The following is a 15,617-nucleotide window of genomic DNA, read 5'->3' as shown; positions in this document are numbered from 1 at the left end:
AGGGATGAAAATTTATCGTCCGCTTTGGGAGGATGGGGCCGCTCTGGCCCCGCAACAGTTCCAGCAGCAGACCCGCTGGAATGAAAACGTTGCCGACATGGTCGCCCGGATGGGTATTTCTCATCCCTGGGGCGTGGTGGCAGCAGAATTTGATGATGCAGCACTGGCGCTCTCGCGCCTGAACGCCACCCGTCTGGTGGTGCGCTTTCAGGACGGTACCCTTGTTGATACTGACCTGGCAGACACGCTTCCTCCGGTCTGTGATGTGTCTGTTGCAGCTGGCAGTGAGGCTGTTGACGTGGTTATCGCGCTGCCGCTGCTGAGCGCCAGTGGCGGCAACCTCGATAACGGTCAGGACAGTGAGCGCCCGCGTCGCTGGAAAGCCGAACGCGTAGTGGTGCAGGAACTGGCCGGCCATGAAAGCGGGGAACTCGCAATTTTGCGTCATGCGCTGACCCTGCGTCTGTCCAGTCAGGAAAACACGGCATACCTGACCTGTCCGGTAGCCCGTCTGGTGCGTAATGCACAGGGGCAGTGGAGCCTGGACCCGGCCTTCATTCCGCCGATGCTTGCCGTTGCTGCAAGCCCGTTGCTGACTACCGAACTGGGTGACCTGCTGGTTCGCTTGCAGGTTCGCCGCCGCCGCCTGATGGCCATGCGCCGGGAAAGTAATGAGCGGATGGCCGACTTTGCGGTCGCGGATGTTTCCCTGTTCTGGCTGCTCAATGCCCTGAACAGCGCTGAGCCGGTGCTGACAGAACTGCTGCAGACACCGGGCAGGCACCCGGAACTGCTGTACCGTGAACTGACCCGTCTGGCCGGCAGCTTGTTGACTTTTTCCCTTGAGCACGACGCCGGGGATATTCCTGCTTATCAGCACAATGCACCGGAACGGGTATTCCCACCGTTGCTCACACTGCTCGATAAGCTGCTGGAAGCGAGCCTGCCTTCGCGGGTGGTGAGTATTCACCTGGAGCATCAGGATCAGATCTGGAAAGGTGCCCTGCACGATGCGCGCCTGCGCGAAGGGGCAGACTTCTATCTCTCCGTACGCTCCTCAATGCCGAACCATGAACTTCAGACGAAATTCCCGCAGTTGTGTAAAGCGGGCAGCTTTGATGATGTTTCGGATGTGGTGAATGTTGCTCTGAGCGGGATGGTTATCAAGCCCCTGACCCACGTTCCGGCCGCTATCCCGTTACGTCTTGAGAACCAGTACTTCTCTCTGGATCTGAGTACTGAGGCGGCGCGGGCGATGCTGGAAGCCAGAAGCTGCACCTTCTACACCCCGCGCTCACTGGGAGATGTGAAACTTGAACTCTTTGCGGTACTGCGCACATGAATAAATCCATTCTCAGTCAGACAGAGCGTATTTTCTACCCGGGCTGGCTGATGGCCAGCCAGCTGCGGGGTGGGCAGGAAGTCCGGGACGGGGAGGCACTCTATCACCGGGCATGCCGTCTGGTGCAGGAAGCGAAAGCTGCGCTCGCGGAGGCAGGTTACAGCGACATCAGCCGTGACCATATGGTGTATGCGCTGTGTGCGCTGCTTGATGAGAGCGTGATGAACCGGGGAACCACTGATGATGGCTACCTGACCTGGCGCCGTGACCCGCTGCAGGCGCATTTCTTCGGAACCTTGAACGCCGGTGAGGAACTGTGGGAACGGATCCGTACCCTGCTGAAAGAGACTGCACCGGACACGGCCGTGCTGACCTGCATGTACCGGACCCTGCAGCTAGGGTTTGTTGGTCAGTATCGCGCTCAGCATGATGAGCGTCGGGAAGATATAGTTCGCGCCCTCGCGGAACGGGTGCCGGCCTTCACGCTTGCACAGGATGCTCCCATTGTTGTCCGGGCATCATGCCTGCGCAGCGGTCTTCGCGGGTACTGGCTGACCTGGGTTGTGGCCGCTGTCGCCCTGGTGGCGCTGTGGTTCTTCCTTTCGTCTTCGCTTACCAAACTGGTAAGCCAGATCGTCAGGCCGGGGTAAGCGATGCGGGATGCTTACCGAAGCCTGTTAACTGCCCTGGGTGCCGTGCTGGCACTGTGGCTCATTCTGGGATTCTGGCCACTGTCCACGGGTAGCCGTGTGGCACTCAGCCTGCTGGTTGTTCTGGTGTCCGGGGTGATGTTCTGGCGTCAGCGTCGGGCTTCTCAGGCGCGAACGACCGCTGTCCGTGAGATTGTGGATGAAAACCTGCCGCCGGAAGATTTTCAGGGGGCGGTTATCCTCGGCTGTGGCGACAACGCCCCGCTGTTTGTGTCTGGCACCCGTCACCGGGAAACCCGACAGGGATGGTATCTGTGGGTAAAGGATTCGGAACAGCTGCCACTCCTGGCGCAGCACTTGAGCCTGGTGCGCCCGGCCCTGGCGTCGCAAATCTCCGTCATGCTGGCGGTGGTGCCTGAACAGCACACCTCCGGGGATGATTTTACCCAGAATCTTCGGGGCTGGCAGCGGGCTGTCGTTCGGTGCCGTGCGGCATTTGGCACTCTCCCCCCGCTGTGGACCGTGACCTGGGTATCGCCACCTGCGTTCTGCCCGGAGGCAGAGCCCGTCTGGTTTACTACGGTAAGCCAGCGGAGCGGTATGCAGGTGTATCAGCCCGGTCAGGGCAATGTGTCAGTGACGGAGTGGACCCGGGAAACCGGAACGGATGGCCGTCTTACGCGTCTGAGCCATGGCCTGTGGCTGGACAGTCTGCTTGCCTGGCAGAACAGTGCGGTGAATGACCTGTTGTCGGTACGGCGGGGTGAGTTACCGGTGATGAAGCCCTGCGTGCAGGGCATGTGCATGGTGCCGGTGAGTGGTATCAAGGGCAATCTCTGGCAACAGCACATTACTTCCGTAACGGCGCTGCCACCGGATGCCGTTGTGACGACAGAGCCACTGCCGCTGCCTGAACTGCTGCTGCCGGCGTTACCGCGAATACAGGGCGTTAGCCACAGAATGGTGTTCTGGCGCTATGCCGGATTACTGGGCGGGATCTTCCTGGCCCTGGCCATGCTGGCGTCCTGGATGAACAACCAGCGCCTCATTCGTAATGTTGGCGATCACCTTGCGGTATATCACCAGCTAACGGGTCAGCCTGTGGCACCTAAACTGCGGGCGCAGCAGCGCCTGCGGGCCGATGGCGCATTGCTGGACGACTGGGCGCGTCGCGGGGAGCCACTGCGTTATCGCCTGGGTCTGTATCAGGGGCTGCGCCTGGTTCCACCTGTTGAGGCCGCTGTCAGTAACTGGGCGCCACCGCCTCCGCCGGTCATTAAGCAAATCATTCAGGGGCCGAAAACCATTCGTCTTGACAGCATGTCGCTGTTCGATTCCGGCATATCGGCGCTGAAAGCCGGGTCCACCAAAATGCTGGTGAACTCGCTGATCGGCGTCAAGGCGAAGCCGGGCTGGCTGATTGTGGTCGCCGGCCACACCGATAACACCGGCAATGCGCAACTGAACCAGACGCTCTCTCAGAAACGTGCCGAAGCGGTGCGCGACTGGATGCGCGACACCGGTGACGTGCCTGAAAGCTGTTTTGCGGTACAGGGCTATGGTGAAAGCCGCCCTGTCGCAACCAACGACACTCCGGAAGGGCGTGCGCTTAACCGCCGTGTCGAAATTAGTCTGGTACCGCAGGCCAGTGCCTGCCAGATACCGGGCCACACCCAGGCGTCATCGCAGGAAGATGACGCATCACAACACAATGGAGAGTAATTCCATGGCAATTCCTGTTTATCTTTGGCTGAAGGACGACGGCGGTGCGGACATAAAAGGGTCTGTTGACGTACAGGACCGTGAAGGCAGCATCGAAGTGGTTGCACAGCAGCATAACCTGTACATCCCGACCGACAACAACACCGGCAAACTGACCGGCACCCGTATCCACACCCCGTTCCTGTTTACCAAGGAAATCGACTCGTCCAGCCCGTACCTGTACAAGGCTGTGACCACCGGTCAGACCCTCAAGTCTGCGGAATTCAAGTGGTACAAAATCAACGACGCGGGCCAGGAAGTCGAGTACTTCAACACCAAACTGGAAAACGTGAAAGTGGTGAAAGTGAATCCTGAAATGTACGACATCAAGGATCCTTCCAAAGAGAAGCACAACCATCTTGAGCGCGTGGAGCTGCGCTACGAAAAAATCACCTGGACCTACAAAGACGGCAACATCATTCATTCCGATTCATGGAATGAACGCGCCACTGCCTGATTTCTGTAGCAGACGGTTATCCGTCTGCTTTTTTTGCTTAACGTCCATGAATGCGGGCGTTAAGCAAAGAAAAACACAATCTGCCTGCCTGACCTTATGCGCTTTGGGTTCCTTGAATAAGGAAAAGCGATGGGCGGTAGCGTGTCCGGAACCGATAAAGAGAGACTCTCATGGAAAATCCAGCGATCCTGTTACGCCGTCTAAATCCTTACTGTGCCCGCGCGATGGAAGGCGCAGCCTCCCTGTGCCAGACCCGTGCTCATGCGGAAATTTTACCTGAGCACTGGTTGTTGAAATTGCTGGAACAGGGCGAGGGCGATCTGACGGTGCTGGCCCGCCGTTATGAGTGGGATATGGATGCGATATGGCAGGATCTCCTGGCACATATGGACACGCTTCCTCGCTCTGTCCGCACTCGCCCGCAGCTTTCGGAAAGCATTCAGGTGCTGTTGCAGGATGCATGGCTGCGCGCCTCGCTCGCAGGGGAAGAGCAGATCCGCAGTATTCACCTGCTGATGGCGCTGGTGGAAAAGCCGAAACAGATCCGCTGCGATGGACTCTGGCCGCTGTTGACCCTGGGGCAGAGCCAGTTTGAGCGTCTGCGTCCGCTCCTGGATGCGCAGTCTGATGAACGCCCGGAAGTCCAGCAGGCGGCAGAGCTGACGCAGGGTGGGGAGGTTGAATTTGTAGGCCGTCCGGTCAATGCAGATATCAAAGAAGGCGAGCTGACCCCGGCGCTGCAGAACGCGCTGGATAAGTTCACCCTCGACGTTACCGCCCGCGCTCGTGACGGCAAAATCGATCCGGTGTTTGGCCGCGACAATGAAATCCGCCAGATGGTGGATATTCTCTCCCGTCGACGCAAGAACAACCCCATTCTGGTCGGTGAACCGGGCGTCGGCAAAACCGCGCTGGTGGAGGGGCTGGCGCTGCGTATTGCCGAAGGTAACGTGCCGGACAGCCTGAAGCCAGTGAGTATCCGCACCCTTGATCTCGGACTGCTTCAGGCGGGCGCAGGCGTAAAAGGGGAATTTGAGCAGCGACTGAAAAACATCATTGAAGCAGTGCAGCAATCGCCTCTACCGGTGCTGCTATTTATCGACGAGGCCCATACCATCATCGGGGCCGGCAATCAGGCGGGCGGAGCGGATGCGGCTAATCTGCTGAAACCTGCACTTGCTCGCGGCGAGCTCAGGACCATCGCGGCCACCACCTGGAGCGAGTATAAGCAGTATTTCGAGCGCGACGCCGCACTGGAACGCCGCTTCCAGATGGTGAAGGTGGATGAGCCGGATGACGACACCGCCTGCCTGATGTTGCGCGGCCTGAAATCCCGCTACGCGCAACACCACGGCGTACACATTACCGATGAGGCCGTTAAGGCCGCTGTTACGCTTTCCCGTCGATACCTCACCGGACGCCAGTTGCCGGACAAGGCAGTGGACCTGCTGGATACCGCCTCTGCCCGGATCCGCATGAGTCTCGATACCGTCCCGGAACAGCTGACCCGCATGAGGGCGCAGCTGACTGCGTTGGATATGGAGAAGCAGGCTTTGCTGGGCGATATTGCGGTGGGTAACAGCACTCACGACGAACGTCTGGCGATCATCGAACAGGAGGAAATTCGCATTATCCTGGCGCTGGACACCCTGGAAACGCAGTATGGCCAGGAGCTGACGCTGACTGAAGAACTGCTGGCCTGTCGCGCGGACATCTCCCGTCATGCAGAAATCTCAGCTTTGTTGACTCAGCTTATTGCCGTTCAGCAGGGTAACCCGCTACTGGGCCTTGACGTGGATGCGCGCACCGTCGCCACCGTTATCGCCGACTGGACCGGGATACCGCTCTCTTCATTAATGAAGGATGAGCAGACGGAGTTACTGAAGCTGGAAGATAATCTTGGAAAACGGGTTGTCGGTCAGGATGCGGCGCTAAACGCCATCGCACAACGCCTGCGTGCAAGCAAAACTGGCCTGGCCCCAGAGAACGGCCCGCAGGGTGTGTTCCTGTTGACCGGCCCGAGCGGCACCGGTAAAACCGAGACCGCGCTGGCCCTGGCAGACGAACTGTTCGGCGGCGAAAAATCCCTTATCACTATCAACCTCTCCGAATATCAGGAACCACACACCGTCTCTCAGTTGAAGGGTTCTCCTCCGGGCTACGTCGGTTACGGCCAGGGTGGCATTCTCACCGAAGCCGTACGCAAACGTCCGTACAGCGTGGTGCTGCTGGATGAAGTGGAAAAGGCGCACCGGGACGTCATGAACCTGTTCTACCAGGTCTTTGACCGGGGCTTTATGCGCGATGGTGAAGGGCGTGAAATCGACTTCCGTAATACCGTGATCCTGATGACCTCCAATCTCGGCAGCGATCTCATCATGCAGTTGCTGGAAGAACAACCGGAAGCCACCGAGCCGGGCCTGCAGGAACTGCTGCGTCCGGTTCTGCGCAACCACTTCCAGCCCGCGCTGCTGGCCCGCTTCCAGACGGTGATTTATCGCCCGCTGGCCGAAGCGGCTATGCGTACCATCGTGGAAATTAAGCTGTCACAGGTCAGCCAGCGCTTACACCGCCACTACGGCCTGACTACCCACATCGATGAATCGCTGTATGACGCGCTGACCGCCGCCTGCCTGCTGCCGGATACCGGCGCACGCAACGTCGACAGCCTGCTCAATCAACAGATTCTGCCGGTGCTGAGCCAGCAGCTGCTGACCCATATGGCGGCGAAGCAAAAGCCGCAGTCTCTGACGCTGGGATGGAATGATGAAGAAGGGATTGTGCTGGAGTTTGCCAATGTCTGAAGAAACTCAGGATCAATTCAATATAAAAGAAGGTGGTATCAGACTACTCACTCTTGGTGAGATAAAGTTGGCTCAATCTGTTTTTCTATCCACTATTGATTATTCGAAAGTATGGATCCACAGAGAGAGTTATCTTCCTTTCAATTTACAGGATAAGAATACGGCGATGACCCCAAATGGGGAGATCTATTTTCGTGATTTATATTTCGATGATTTCTCACAGACAACCGACAGTTTTCAGCATCTTTTCATCCATGAAATGAGTCATGTCTGGCAGCGTGAAAAAGGAATGAATGTGATCTTCAGAGGGCTGGTGAGCTGGATGGTGAGTTACCGTTATACCCTTGACGGTCGTCTCTTAAGCGAATATCTGATGGAGCAGCAGGCGCAGATTATTGCAGATAATTTTGTTTTACAGACATTTGGGTATGAAATCTGGAGTCACCTTGAAAATAAAAGATATCCCGATATTACGCTCGACGGGGATACTTCTGAGTCGGTGATACGTGAGGGATATAAAAATGCTTTGAGGGGTTTTCCATGGTGAGAAGTAACTATTTTATTAAGCTTAACTTTTTGTTGTTAGCGTTTTTTTGTCTTCCAATCCTGACGGGATGCCCTGGACCAGGTGACAGATTTCGTTTTGATGAAACTGCACTGGTGAGTAAAAAGGGTGGTAATGTTTGCGTGAATATTGATAATGCACAAGATTATCAGCCAGTAGATATGGGTATCAATCTGCGAGGGACGCCTTCAAAGGAGAAAGATTTTAATTTTTCTCCCGGCCTTAAGGTTATTGAAGGTGAATTATGTATTCCTCCATCTTATTTTTATTTTGAAAATGGTAGCAAGTATATTGTTGAGTTTGTACTTCATCCAACACTTGATAATAAAGAGGCGGGAAGCTTTGTCGTTGGTGTCGGTATTAATAATAATCAAGTGTATAATTTTCCTTTGACAGATCGCGAATTCTCAAGGCCGTATGGTTCAATTAAGGTGCCAGAATAGCAAGTGTAATAAGTGTCCGCATTTAAATTTTTTTGTAAATATATAGCTTAATCTTTTGTTTCCTGACGTTGGGGTGGCTAATAGATTGAAATTTTTCATCTTATTTCTGTTTGTTATCGTTGGTGTTCTATTTCTACCTGAGGCTTTTATTCACAAATCTGTTAAGCCTTTGATTCTTATTGGTGACGATGAGAAATATGCGGTGGATAATTTTGAAATGATCTCACTGCTAATAAAGGCCTTTATGTGCGCTGCCGGAGCTGGAGTAGTCATCACTCTTTTTTGTACTCGCTGAGTACCCCGATTAAACCTGCAATGTGCTCGTCGGTAAGAGCGTCATGGACAGCAGGTTATCCCATGGAGTCAATATCATGAGTTTGACCGATACGCTTAAGAATAACCTGTCCTCATTAACTGAAAGTGGGCTGAACCGCTACCGCCTGGATATTCCATCCTGCACAGCAGCACTGGATGTGGAAACTTTCACCGGTAAGGAGTTTATGAGTGAGCTTTACTACTATCAGGTTATCTTTACCAGCAGTGACCTGAATATCAGTTCAGCGCAAATGCTGACCAGGCCTGTCACGCTGACCATGGGGACAGGGCCGCTGATGGGGCTGACCGGGCAGAAAGTGGTACATGGCGTGGTGACGCATTTTAAGCGTATCAGTGGTTCACGTGACCAGGCGACATACCAGATCATTATTGAGCCGTTCCTGTCTCTGCTGCGCAAACAATTCCGTACCCACCGCTTTTTCGTCAATAAGTCGGTCCCGGAAGTTGTCACCGAAGTATTGCAGGAACATGGCCTGAAAGGCTGGGAGTATGAGTTTACCCTCATAGCCGATTATCCGAAGCGTGAGCAGATAAACCAGTACAAGGAAAGTGACCTCGCTTTCATAGAGCGCCTGCTGGCCGAAGTGGGGATTTTCTACTTCTTCAGCCTGCAGCCGGAAACGCAAACCGAAGTGGTACACTTCGCGGATAAACAGAGTGCATGGACCTTCGGTAAAACGCTACCTCTGAACAGCCCGTCAGGGATGAATGACAATAAAGCCGATTCTGTATGGGGCGTAAACGTCCGGCAAAATGTGGTTGAGCGATCTGTCACCGCTAGTGATTACAACCACCGTGAAGCCCAGAATGTCCTGACCTCTGTACCGGCGGACATGACCCGTGGTGAAGGTGATGGTGTGACCTACGGCGAGGTTTATCACTACCTGCCGCGTCATCTTGAACGTGGCGACAAAATCACACCTTCAGCGGAAACCGGCAACTTCTGGGCCCGCCTCGAGCACGAGCGTTTTCTGTCGGGGCAAACGACTGTCAGCGGATGCAGTAATGATGCCCTGCTGTCTCCGGCTCAGGTGCTGACCATCAGTGAACTGGCGATCCCGCCGACTTTACCCTCAGAAACGGATAACGGCATTATCATTACCCGCACGGGCTATATAGCCAGTCGTAAAAATGCCCTGGTAGTGACGTGGGAAGGGATGCCGTACTACGAGAACCGATGCTTGCGTCCGGCTCCCAAAAAACGCCCTGTGGTCAGCGGTACCCTGATGGCGCGCGTGACCAGCGCCAAAGATAACGATATCTACGCCTGGCAGGATGCATCGGGTATGTACCGGGTGAAATTCGATGCTGATCGCGACGATAAACGCCAGGGGATGGAAAGTATGCCCGTGCGCTTTGCCAAACCTTACGGTGGTGACAAATACGGCTTCCACTTCCCGCTGATACAGGGTACTGAAGTCGCCATTGCGTTCCACGAAGGCGATCCGGATCGACCGTATATCGCCCATGCGCTCCACGACTCCCGCCACGTTGACCACATCACTGAGGCCAACAGCACGCGCAATGTTATCCGCACAGCTGGCCTGAACAAGCTGAGGATGGAGGACAAGCGCGGCGAAGAGCACGTCAAGCTCAGCACGGAGTATGGCGGAAAGACCCAACTCAATTTAGGGCACAATGTAGACGCTTCTCGTTCTCTTCGTGGTGAAGGTGCGGAGTTACGTACTGATAAGTGGGTGGCAGTTCGTGGTGGAGCCGGTGTGTTCATTAGTGCAGACAAGCAACCGTCTGCCAGTGACAAAATGCTCTCTATGAAAGAGGCTGTAGCACAGCTTGAAAATGCGTTAAGTATCGCCAGAAGCCTGTCAGATGCGGCAGAAAGTGCTCAGGCGTATCCGGCGGATATCCAGAGCCAGAAAATGCTGACGGATGCACTGACAGAACTGGCACAGCCGGGGATGGTATTGAATGCACCGCAAGGAGTTAGCATCAGCAGCCCGGAAGGTGTACGCATTTCCTCGGGAAGTGCCAGCGTGGGGATCGTCGCGCAAAATAATGCAGACATTAGCGCTATGAAGCGCTTCACGGTAGCGGCAGGTGAAGCTATCAGTATGTTGGCCCGTCAGGGGGGTATGAAGCTGTTTGCTGCGAAGGGGAAAGTCGAAATGCAGGCGCAGGATGATGCACTGGACGCTATCGCCAAGAAAGACATTACAGTAACGAGTGCCGAAGGCAAAATTGAAATTACAGCAGCAACGGAACTGGTAGTTAACTGTGGTGGGGCCTATATCAAGTTAAGTGGCGGGAATATTGAGTTGGGTTGTCCTGGAAATATTCTTCTGAAATGTGCCAATGCTCAGAAAATGGGAGCAGCTTCGCTGAACACGCCAGCCCCTGAATTTCCAAAAGGTTATGGTGGTGTTTATTCTCTGACTGACGAAGAAGGGAAAATCATCCCTCAGACTGAATATAAAGTGACGACAGCTGACGGGCAGGTGTTTCATGGCATTTCAGATGACAATGGCAAAACTCTGCCGATTTATACCTCAATGCCTGGAAAATTAAACGTTGAGATCCTTGGAACCGGCAATTCAACAACAGGGAGTGAATAAGTATGAGTGATTATCATGCATGGGAAACCAGTGATTGCGAGCATTTCACTGATGTTAATATTTCTGAAAAAACAGTTGTCTGCAAACGAAAACCCGTTCCGGGGATAACTATCACGATCGGGATGTTTTTTGATGGTACAGGAAATAATGCGTTTAATACCCAGAATCGCATCCTGGAGTCCTGTTCTCATCTTGACGTTGGAATGAAGCCAGAAGACGCTGAAGCCTGCGCCAAAAAACTTGGGAAAAATCTTGATAATGCGGCGAGTTATATTGGCTATTATTCTAACATCCACTGGCTTAATACACTTTACGCCACAAATGACGAAGTGATTGAGGGACAAGCAGTTTATCAACGAGCAGTCTATGTACAGGGAATCGGTACCGATAAAGGTAATAGCGATAGCTCGATAAGTATGGGGACCGGTGGTTGGTTTTATGGTGTCGTTGAAAAAACTGATGAAGGCGTCAGCCTTATTTCTGAACAAATTTCGAAATTCCTGGTTCTTAACCAAGGGCAAAATTTCGCAATTGAGAAAATCCAGTTTGATGTTTTTGGATTTAGTCGCGGTGCGGCGGCGGCTCGCCACTTTGTTAACCGTGTAAGAAATAACGATAAAGCCATACAGCAGGCCATATCGAAAGGGCTTGGTGGTCGAAATCAGCATGGGAAACCTGCAGGTGAGACCCGCTTTCTGGGGTTATTTGATACCGTGTGCGCGGTGGGTACAGTAAGTAATCTATTTGATGTTCATAGTGGTGTGAACCCCGGCGTTGAGCTGGATCTGCCTCCAGATATTGCACAGAAAATCTTTCAGATCACGGCAATGCATGAGTGCCGCTACAACTTTAGCCTTAACAGCATTAAGGAATCGTGGCCGGAACTGGCTCTGCCGGGAGCACATTCCGATATCGGCGGTGGCTATAATCCGAAGGAAAAGGAATATCTTTTTCTGACTCAGCCCCAAAACGAAACTGTCAGTGAAAGTATTCCTTCTGAAGTGACTGATATCTACCGGCGTTCAGCGGCTGAAATACCTGACTTAAAGAGCCTGCCAGCGTTAAGTGCGATAATTCCGAGCGGTGAAGTAAAGACAGAAACCTGGTACGACTATCTTGTTAACGAGGATAAAAAACGTGGTGGCATCACACAAAAGCGTGTTGGGGCGGCAGTCACTATTGAGAGGGTAGTAACTAACGACTGGAGCAAAGTTAGTTTACGGGTAATGCTGGATGCGGCTCAGGAGGCGGGGGTAGCGATGAAAGAAATTGAACCTACGAATGAATATTTGAATTTACCTGAGGATCTTAAATCCTTATGCAAAAAAGCAATTGACCAAGGAAAGACTGTAAGAAGTGGTGGTGTGCCGACGCCTTTTATCTCACCAGAATTACAGTTAATTGGCAAATATATTCACTGCTCCGCTCACTGGAACCCTGTGGTTGTAAAAGATGTCTGGCTGGACGGGAATAAAGTGAAAACCATTTACGGGGCAGTGAAATCATCTGATTTGTTTTTTTATATCAATCGTCCAAATCCGGGTTGGCTTCGAGCTGTCTGGAATATGCAGGGAGGGAAATCATGAAATCAATTGCCAGAATTATCTCGATCTTATTTCTTTTGGGCTCTGTTAGTGCCTGCGCTAATGAGAAATCTAACAGTCTCAAAACTCCCTGGGACAAGTGGTATTTCGCTTTTACCACACCAAAAGCTCTACCAGCACAGGTTACATTGTTAAAACTGTTGGATGTTGATGGTTATGCATCGACATATCGGACTATCGATCAGCCACAAGGGATCAGTGTAGATAAATGGAGTGAACGTAACTCTGCGGGGAACACCCAGTTTAATAAAGCCGACAGGTTGCCACAGATAATGATATTTTGTTGGGACTCAATCATTGATAAAAAGGTTTATCAGTCCACTTTATTCTTTACTCAGGATACTTGGAATAAGATGACAACCCCTTATCCTGATGTCTTAGAACCTGGGAAAAATGCATATCGGCAAACGATGTTAATAGGATTAGCGCCGGAAGGAAAAGTACGGGTCTGGTTGAGACAATATGGCCATTTGGATATCCCATTAAATGATACAAAAATAACGACAGTTTCCGGTAAAGACCTTGATATGTGTAAAGGGGTAACGGGAAGTGATTTTTCCTATGGGTATAGTAATACAACCAAAGAGTTCATCAAGGGTAAAAAATATCCTTATGGTTCATGGTGAATAATCGCATTTCAAAGACGGAGTTGTGTTCAATACTCTTTATTCACATGAACCTTTGCTCAGTTTAAGTTGCTTAGAATATGCAGAGAAGTAAACCATGAAATCAAATATCAGAATTATCTCGATCTTATTTCTTTTGGGCTCTGTTAGTGCCTGTGCTAGTGAACAACCCAATAGTCTTAAAACCACCTGGGACAAATGGTACTTTGCCTTTACTACCCCAAAAGCTTTACCAGCACAGGTTACATTGTTAAAACTGTTGGATGTTGATGGTTATGCATCGACATATCGGACTATCGATCAGCCACAAGGGATCAGTGTAGGTAAATGGAGTGAACGTAACTCTGCGGGGAACACCCAATTTAATAAAGCCGACAGGTTGCCACAGATAATGATAGTTTGTTGGGACTCAATCATTGACAAAAAAACATATCAGTCAACTTTATTTTTTACGCATGATACATGGGCTAAAATGATTAGTCCTTATCCTGATGTTTTAGAACCTGGGAAAGATGCATTCCGACAGACGATGCTGATAGGGTTGGCCCCGGAGGGGAAAGTACGAGTCTGGCTAAGACAATATGGTCATTCAGATATCCCATTAAATGATACAAAAATAACGACTGTTTCAGGTAAAGATCTTGATATGTGCAAAGGTGAAACGAACTTTCCTAATGGATATGAATATAGCGAGGGTATAAAGAAATTTATAAATGGTAAAAAATACCCTTATGGCTCATGGTGAACCATCATCTTTAAAAGATGGTAGTGCGCTAAATATCCGCGAATCATTCAAACCTCAGTTGGGGGCGCGCTGTCTGAAATATGCAGTGAGGGAAATCATGAAAACAATCACCAGAATAACTTCGATTTTATTACTTATGGGTTTTGCTAATGGCTGTGCCAGTAAACAACCTAACAGTCTTAAAACCCCCTGGGACAAATGGTACTTTGCCTTTACTACACCAAAAGCTTTACCAGCACAGGTTACATTGTTAAAACTATTGGATGTTGATGGATATGCGTCTACATATCGGACTATTGATCAGCCGCGTGGAATCAGTGTCGGAAAATGGAGTGAACGTAACTCTGCGGGGAACACCCAATTTAATAAAGCCGACAGGTTGCCACAGATAATGATATTTTGTTGGGACTCAATCATTGATAAAAAAACATATCAGTCAACTTTATTTTTTACGCATGATACATGGGCTAAAATGATTAGCCCTTATCCTGATGTTTTAGAACCTGGGAAAGATGCATACAGACAGACGATGCTGATAGGTTTGGCACCTGAGGGAAAAGTACGAGTCTGGTTGAGGCAATATGGTCATTCGGACATCCCACTAAATGATACAAAAATAACGACTGTTTCAGGTAAAGACCTTGATATGTGTAAAGGGGGGACAGGGCACCCTGATGGGTATGTTTACTTTGGTGATACTCCTGATTTTATCAAAGATAAAACATACCCTTATGGTAATTGGTACTCGTTGTAAATAGTGATTTTTAAAGATGTACAACATAAACCATTAATGTTCTATCATGTTTTTGTAAAAGGTGATTTTATGAAACCATTTTATGTATTAGTGTTATTTTTTACCTCGACTTTATGTTTTGCTGAAACTGTCACTATAGATCCAACATCAACAACTAAAGCAGATGATGCAAATACAATAGCCAATATGTATCGTATGGGCATGGGTGTTCCAAAAGATATGAGGAAAGCCTTTGAACTCTATCAGGTTGCTGCTGAACTCGGAAACACGGATGCTCAGATCGATTTAGGAGATATGTATTATTCTGGCGAAGAAACTTCTCAGAGTTACGAAAAGGCCAATTATTGGTATGAGAAGGCTGCAAAAAATAATAGTGCCAAAGCTCAGATGTATTTAGGTTACGCATACCTTAATGGTAAGGGCGTCGCTGTGGATTATGATAAAGCCAAAAGTTTTCTTGAGCTTGCAGTTAAACAAGGCGATCCTTCAGCCATGAATCATTTGGGAATGATGTACTTTGAGGGTAAAGGTGTAGCTAAAGATCAAAATAAGGCTATCCCGCTATTTAAAAAAAGCTGCTCTGAAGGTGATTCGAATGCGTGTGATAAGTTAAAAGAAATTAAAGCAGAGAAATAATCTTATATCTGCATAAAGATATGAATATGCGGAAGTCAAAAAATGGAGCTTCGGATGTCTAAAGGTTTTGTATTGATTGGTGATAAAACCACGCATGGCGTCCAAGTTATTTCTGCCTCATCAACAATGGTAATAAATGGAAAAAATGTTGCCCTCGTGGGTGATAAGGTCAGTTGCCCAAAAGATGGGCATGGCATTAATGCCATTATTGAAGGATCGCCTGAATGGACCTCTGACGGTAAAGCCGTGGTTGTGGATGGTTGCCACTGTGAGTGCGGTTGTCAGGTGATCTCCAGTGCACCGGAATGTGTAATAGGATAA

General features: G+C 50.7%; 14 protein-coding genes. All 14 read left to right on the top strand.

Annotation, left to right across the window (positions count from 1 at the left end; all coding sequences use genetic code 11):
- The first annotated feature begins 4 nt into the window (after positions 1 to 4).
- The 14 genes from tssK (at position 5) to SOM40_RS12670 (ending at position 15,617) form a co-directional block, all read left to right on the top strand.
- Entirely contained in the window at positions 5 to 1,342 is a 1,338-nt protein-coding gene (gene tssK / locus SOM40_RS12735; protein WP_320530090.1) for a type VI secretion system baseplate subunit TssK, read from the top strand.
- The gene (gene tssL, locus SOM40_RS12730; protein ID WP_320530089.1) at positions 1,339 to 1,992 is read left to right on the top strand and encodes a type VI secretion system protein TssL, short form; all 654 of its coding nucleotides are present in this window, start codon (positions 1,339 to 1,341) and stop codon (positions 1,990 to 1,992) included. The genes tssK and tssL overlap by 4 nt, the downstream gene beginning before the upstream one ends.
- 3 nt (positions 1,993 to 1,995) lie before the next feature.
- On the top strand, positions 1,996 to 3,714 hold the full coding sequence (locus tag SOM40_RS12725; protein ID WP_320530088.1) for an OmpA family protein: 1,719 nt from the start codon (positions 1,996 to 1,998) through the stop codon (positions 3,712 to 3,714).
- A 4-nt stretch (positions 3,715 to 3,718) separates the two neighbouring features.
- Positions 3,719 to 4,210 (top strand): type VI secretion system effector Hcp, encoded by a 492-nt coding sequence (gene hcp, locus SOM40_RS12720; protein ID WP_041908841.1) that lies wholly within the window; start codon positions 3,719 to 3,721, stop codon positions 4,208 to 4,210.
- Positions 4,211 to 4,380: 170 nt separating this feature from the next.
- A complete protein-coding gene (tssH, locus tag SOM40_RS12715) occupies positions 4,381 to 7,014 on the top strand; it encodes a type VI secretion system ATPase TssH (protein ID WP_320530087.1) in 2,634 nt (877 codons plus the stop codon).
- Positions 7,007 to 7,561, top strand: a complete 555-nt coding sequence (locus SOM40_RS12710; protein WP_320530086.1) for a type IV secretion protein Rhs — start codon at positions 7,007 to 7,009, stop codon at positions 7,559 to 7,561. The genes tssH and SOM40_RS12710 overlap by 8 nt, the downstream gene beginning before the upstream one ends.
- Positions 7,555 to 8,022, top strand: a complete 468-nt coding sequence (locus SOM40_RS12705) for a putative T6SS immunity periplasmic lipoprotein (RefSeq protein WP_320530085.1) — start codon at positions 7,555 to 7,557, stop codon at positions 8,020 to 8,022. Before SOM40_RS12710 ends, SOM40_RS12705 begins: the two co-directional genes overlap by 7 nt.
- A gap of 371 nt (positions 8,023 to 8,393) precedes the next feature.
- Positions 8,394 to 10,931 (top strand): DUF2345 domain-containing protein, encoded by a 2,538-nt coding sequence (locus SOM40_RS12700; protein ID WP_320530084.1) that lies wholly within the window; start codon positions 8,394 to 8,396, stop codon positions 10,929 to 10,931.
- A 2-nt stretch (positions 10,932 to 10,933) separates the two neighbouring features.
- Positions 10,934 to 12,517, top strand: coding sequence for a T6SS phospholipase effector Tle1-like catalytic domain-containing protein (locus tag SOM40_RS12695; protein WP_320530083.1), 1,584 nt, complete (start codon positions 10,934 to 10,936; stop codon positions 12,515 to 12,517).
- A complete protein-coding gene (locus SOM40_RS12690; RefSeq protein WP_320530082.1) occupies positions 12,514 to 13,161 on the top strand; it encodes a DUF2931 family protein in 648 nt (215 codons plus the stop codon). The genes SOM40_RS12695 and SOM40_RS12690 overlap by 4 nt, the downstream gene beginning before the upstream one ends.
- Positions 13,162 to 13,258: 97 nt before the next feature.
- Positions 13,259 to 13,906 carry a DUF2931 family protein gene (locus SOM40_RS12685; RefSeq protein WP_320530081.1) on the top strand — a complete coding sequence of 216 codons (648 nt, stop codon included), beginning with the start codon at positions 13,259 to 13,261 and terminating at the stop codon, positions 13,904 to 13,906.
- Positions 13,875 to 14,660 carry a DUF2931 family protein gene (locus SOM40_RS12680; RefSeq protein WP_320530080.1) on the top strand — a complete coding sequence of 262 codons (786 nt, stop codon included), beginning with the start codon at positions 13,875 to 13,877 and terminating at the stop codon, positions 14,658 to 14,660. The genes SOM40_RS12685 and SOM40_RS12680 overlap by 32 nt, the downstream gene beginning before the upstream one ends.
- 69 nt (positions 14,661 to 14,729) lie before the next feature.
- Positions 14,730 to 15,296, top strand: coding sequence for a tetratricopeptide repeat protein (locus tag SOM40_RS12675; protein ID WP_320530079.1), 567 nt, complete (start codon positions 14,730 to 14,732; stop codon positions 15,294 to 15,296).
- A 54-nt stretch (positions 15,297 to 15,350) separates the two neighbouring features.
- Positions 15,351 to 15,617, top strand: a complete 267-nt coding sequence (locus SOM40_RS12670; protein WP_320530078.1) for a PAAR domain-containing protein — start codon at positions 15,351 to 15,353, stop codon at positions 15,615 to 15,617.

The sequence above is a fragment of the Leclercia sp. CFBP8987 genome, from assembly GCF_034044995.2.
Lineage (GTDB): Bacteria > Pseudomonadota > Gammaproteobacteria > Enterobacterales > Enterobacteriaceae > Enterobacter > Enterobacter tamurae.
The sequence above is the reverse complement of the archived record's forward strand: the minus strand, read 5'-3'. Positions and strand labels throughout refer to the sequence as shown.

Bases quoted from the DNA above. Each gene is read 5' to 3' on its own strand.
- hcp (WP_041908841.1), top strand. From the start codon at position 3,719: ATGGCAATTCCTGTTTATCTTTGGCTGAAGGACGACGGCGGTGCGGAC.
- SOM40_RS12690 (WP_320530082.1), top strand. From the start codon at position 12,514: ATGAAATCAATTGCCAGAATTATCTCGATCTTATTTCTTTTGGGCTCT.
- SOM40_RS12710 (WP_320530086.1), top strand. From the start codon at position 7,007: ATGTCTGAAGAAACTCAGGATCAATTCAATATAAAAGAAGGTGGTATC.
- SOM40_RS12700 (WP_320530084.1), top strand. From the start codon at position 8,394: ATGAGTTTGACCGATACGCTTAAGAATAACCTGTCCTCATTAACTGAA.
- tssH (WP_320530087.1), top strand. From the start codon at position 4,381: ATGGAAAATCCAGCGATCCTGTTACGCCGTCTAAATCCTTACTGTGCC.
- tssL (WP_320530089.1), top strand. From the start codon at position 1,339: ATGAATAAATCCATTCTCAGTCAGACAGAGCGTATTTTCTACCCGGGC.
- SOM40_RS12725 (WP_320530088.1), top strand. From the start codon at position 1,996: ATGCGGGATGCTTACCGAAGCCTGTTAACTGCCCTGGGTGCCGTGCTG.
- SOM40_RS12685 (WP_320530081.1), top strand. From the start codon at position 13,259: ATGAAATCAAATATCAGAATTATCTCGATCTTATTTCTTTTGGGCTCT.
- SOM40_RS12675 (WP_320530079.1), top strand. From the start codon at position 14,730: ATGAAACCATTTTATGTATTAGTGTTATTTTTTACCTCGACTTTATGT.
- SOM40_RS12680 (WP_320530080.1), top strand. From the start codon at position 13,875: ATGGTAAAAAATACCCTTATGGCTCATGGTGAACCATCATCTTTAAAA.
- SOM40_RS12705 (WP_320530085.1), top strand. From the start codon at position 7,555: ATGGTGAGAAGTAACTATTTTATTAAGCTTAACTTTTTGTTGTTAGCG.
- SOM40_RS12670 (WP_320530078.1), top strand. From the start codon at position 15,351: ATGTCTAAAGGTTTTGTATTGATTGGTGATAAAACCACGCATGGCGTC.
- tssK (WP_320530090.1), top strand. From the start codon at position 5: ATGAAAATTTATCGTCCGCTTTGGGAGGATGGGGCCGCTCTGGCCCCG.
- SOM40_RS12695 (WP_320530083.1), top strand. From the start codon at position 10,934: ATGAGTGATTATCATGCATGGGAAACCAGTGATTGCGAGCATTTCACT.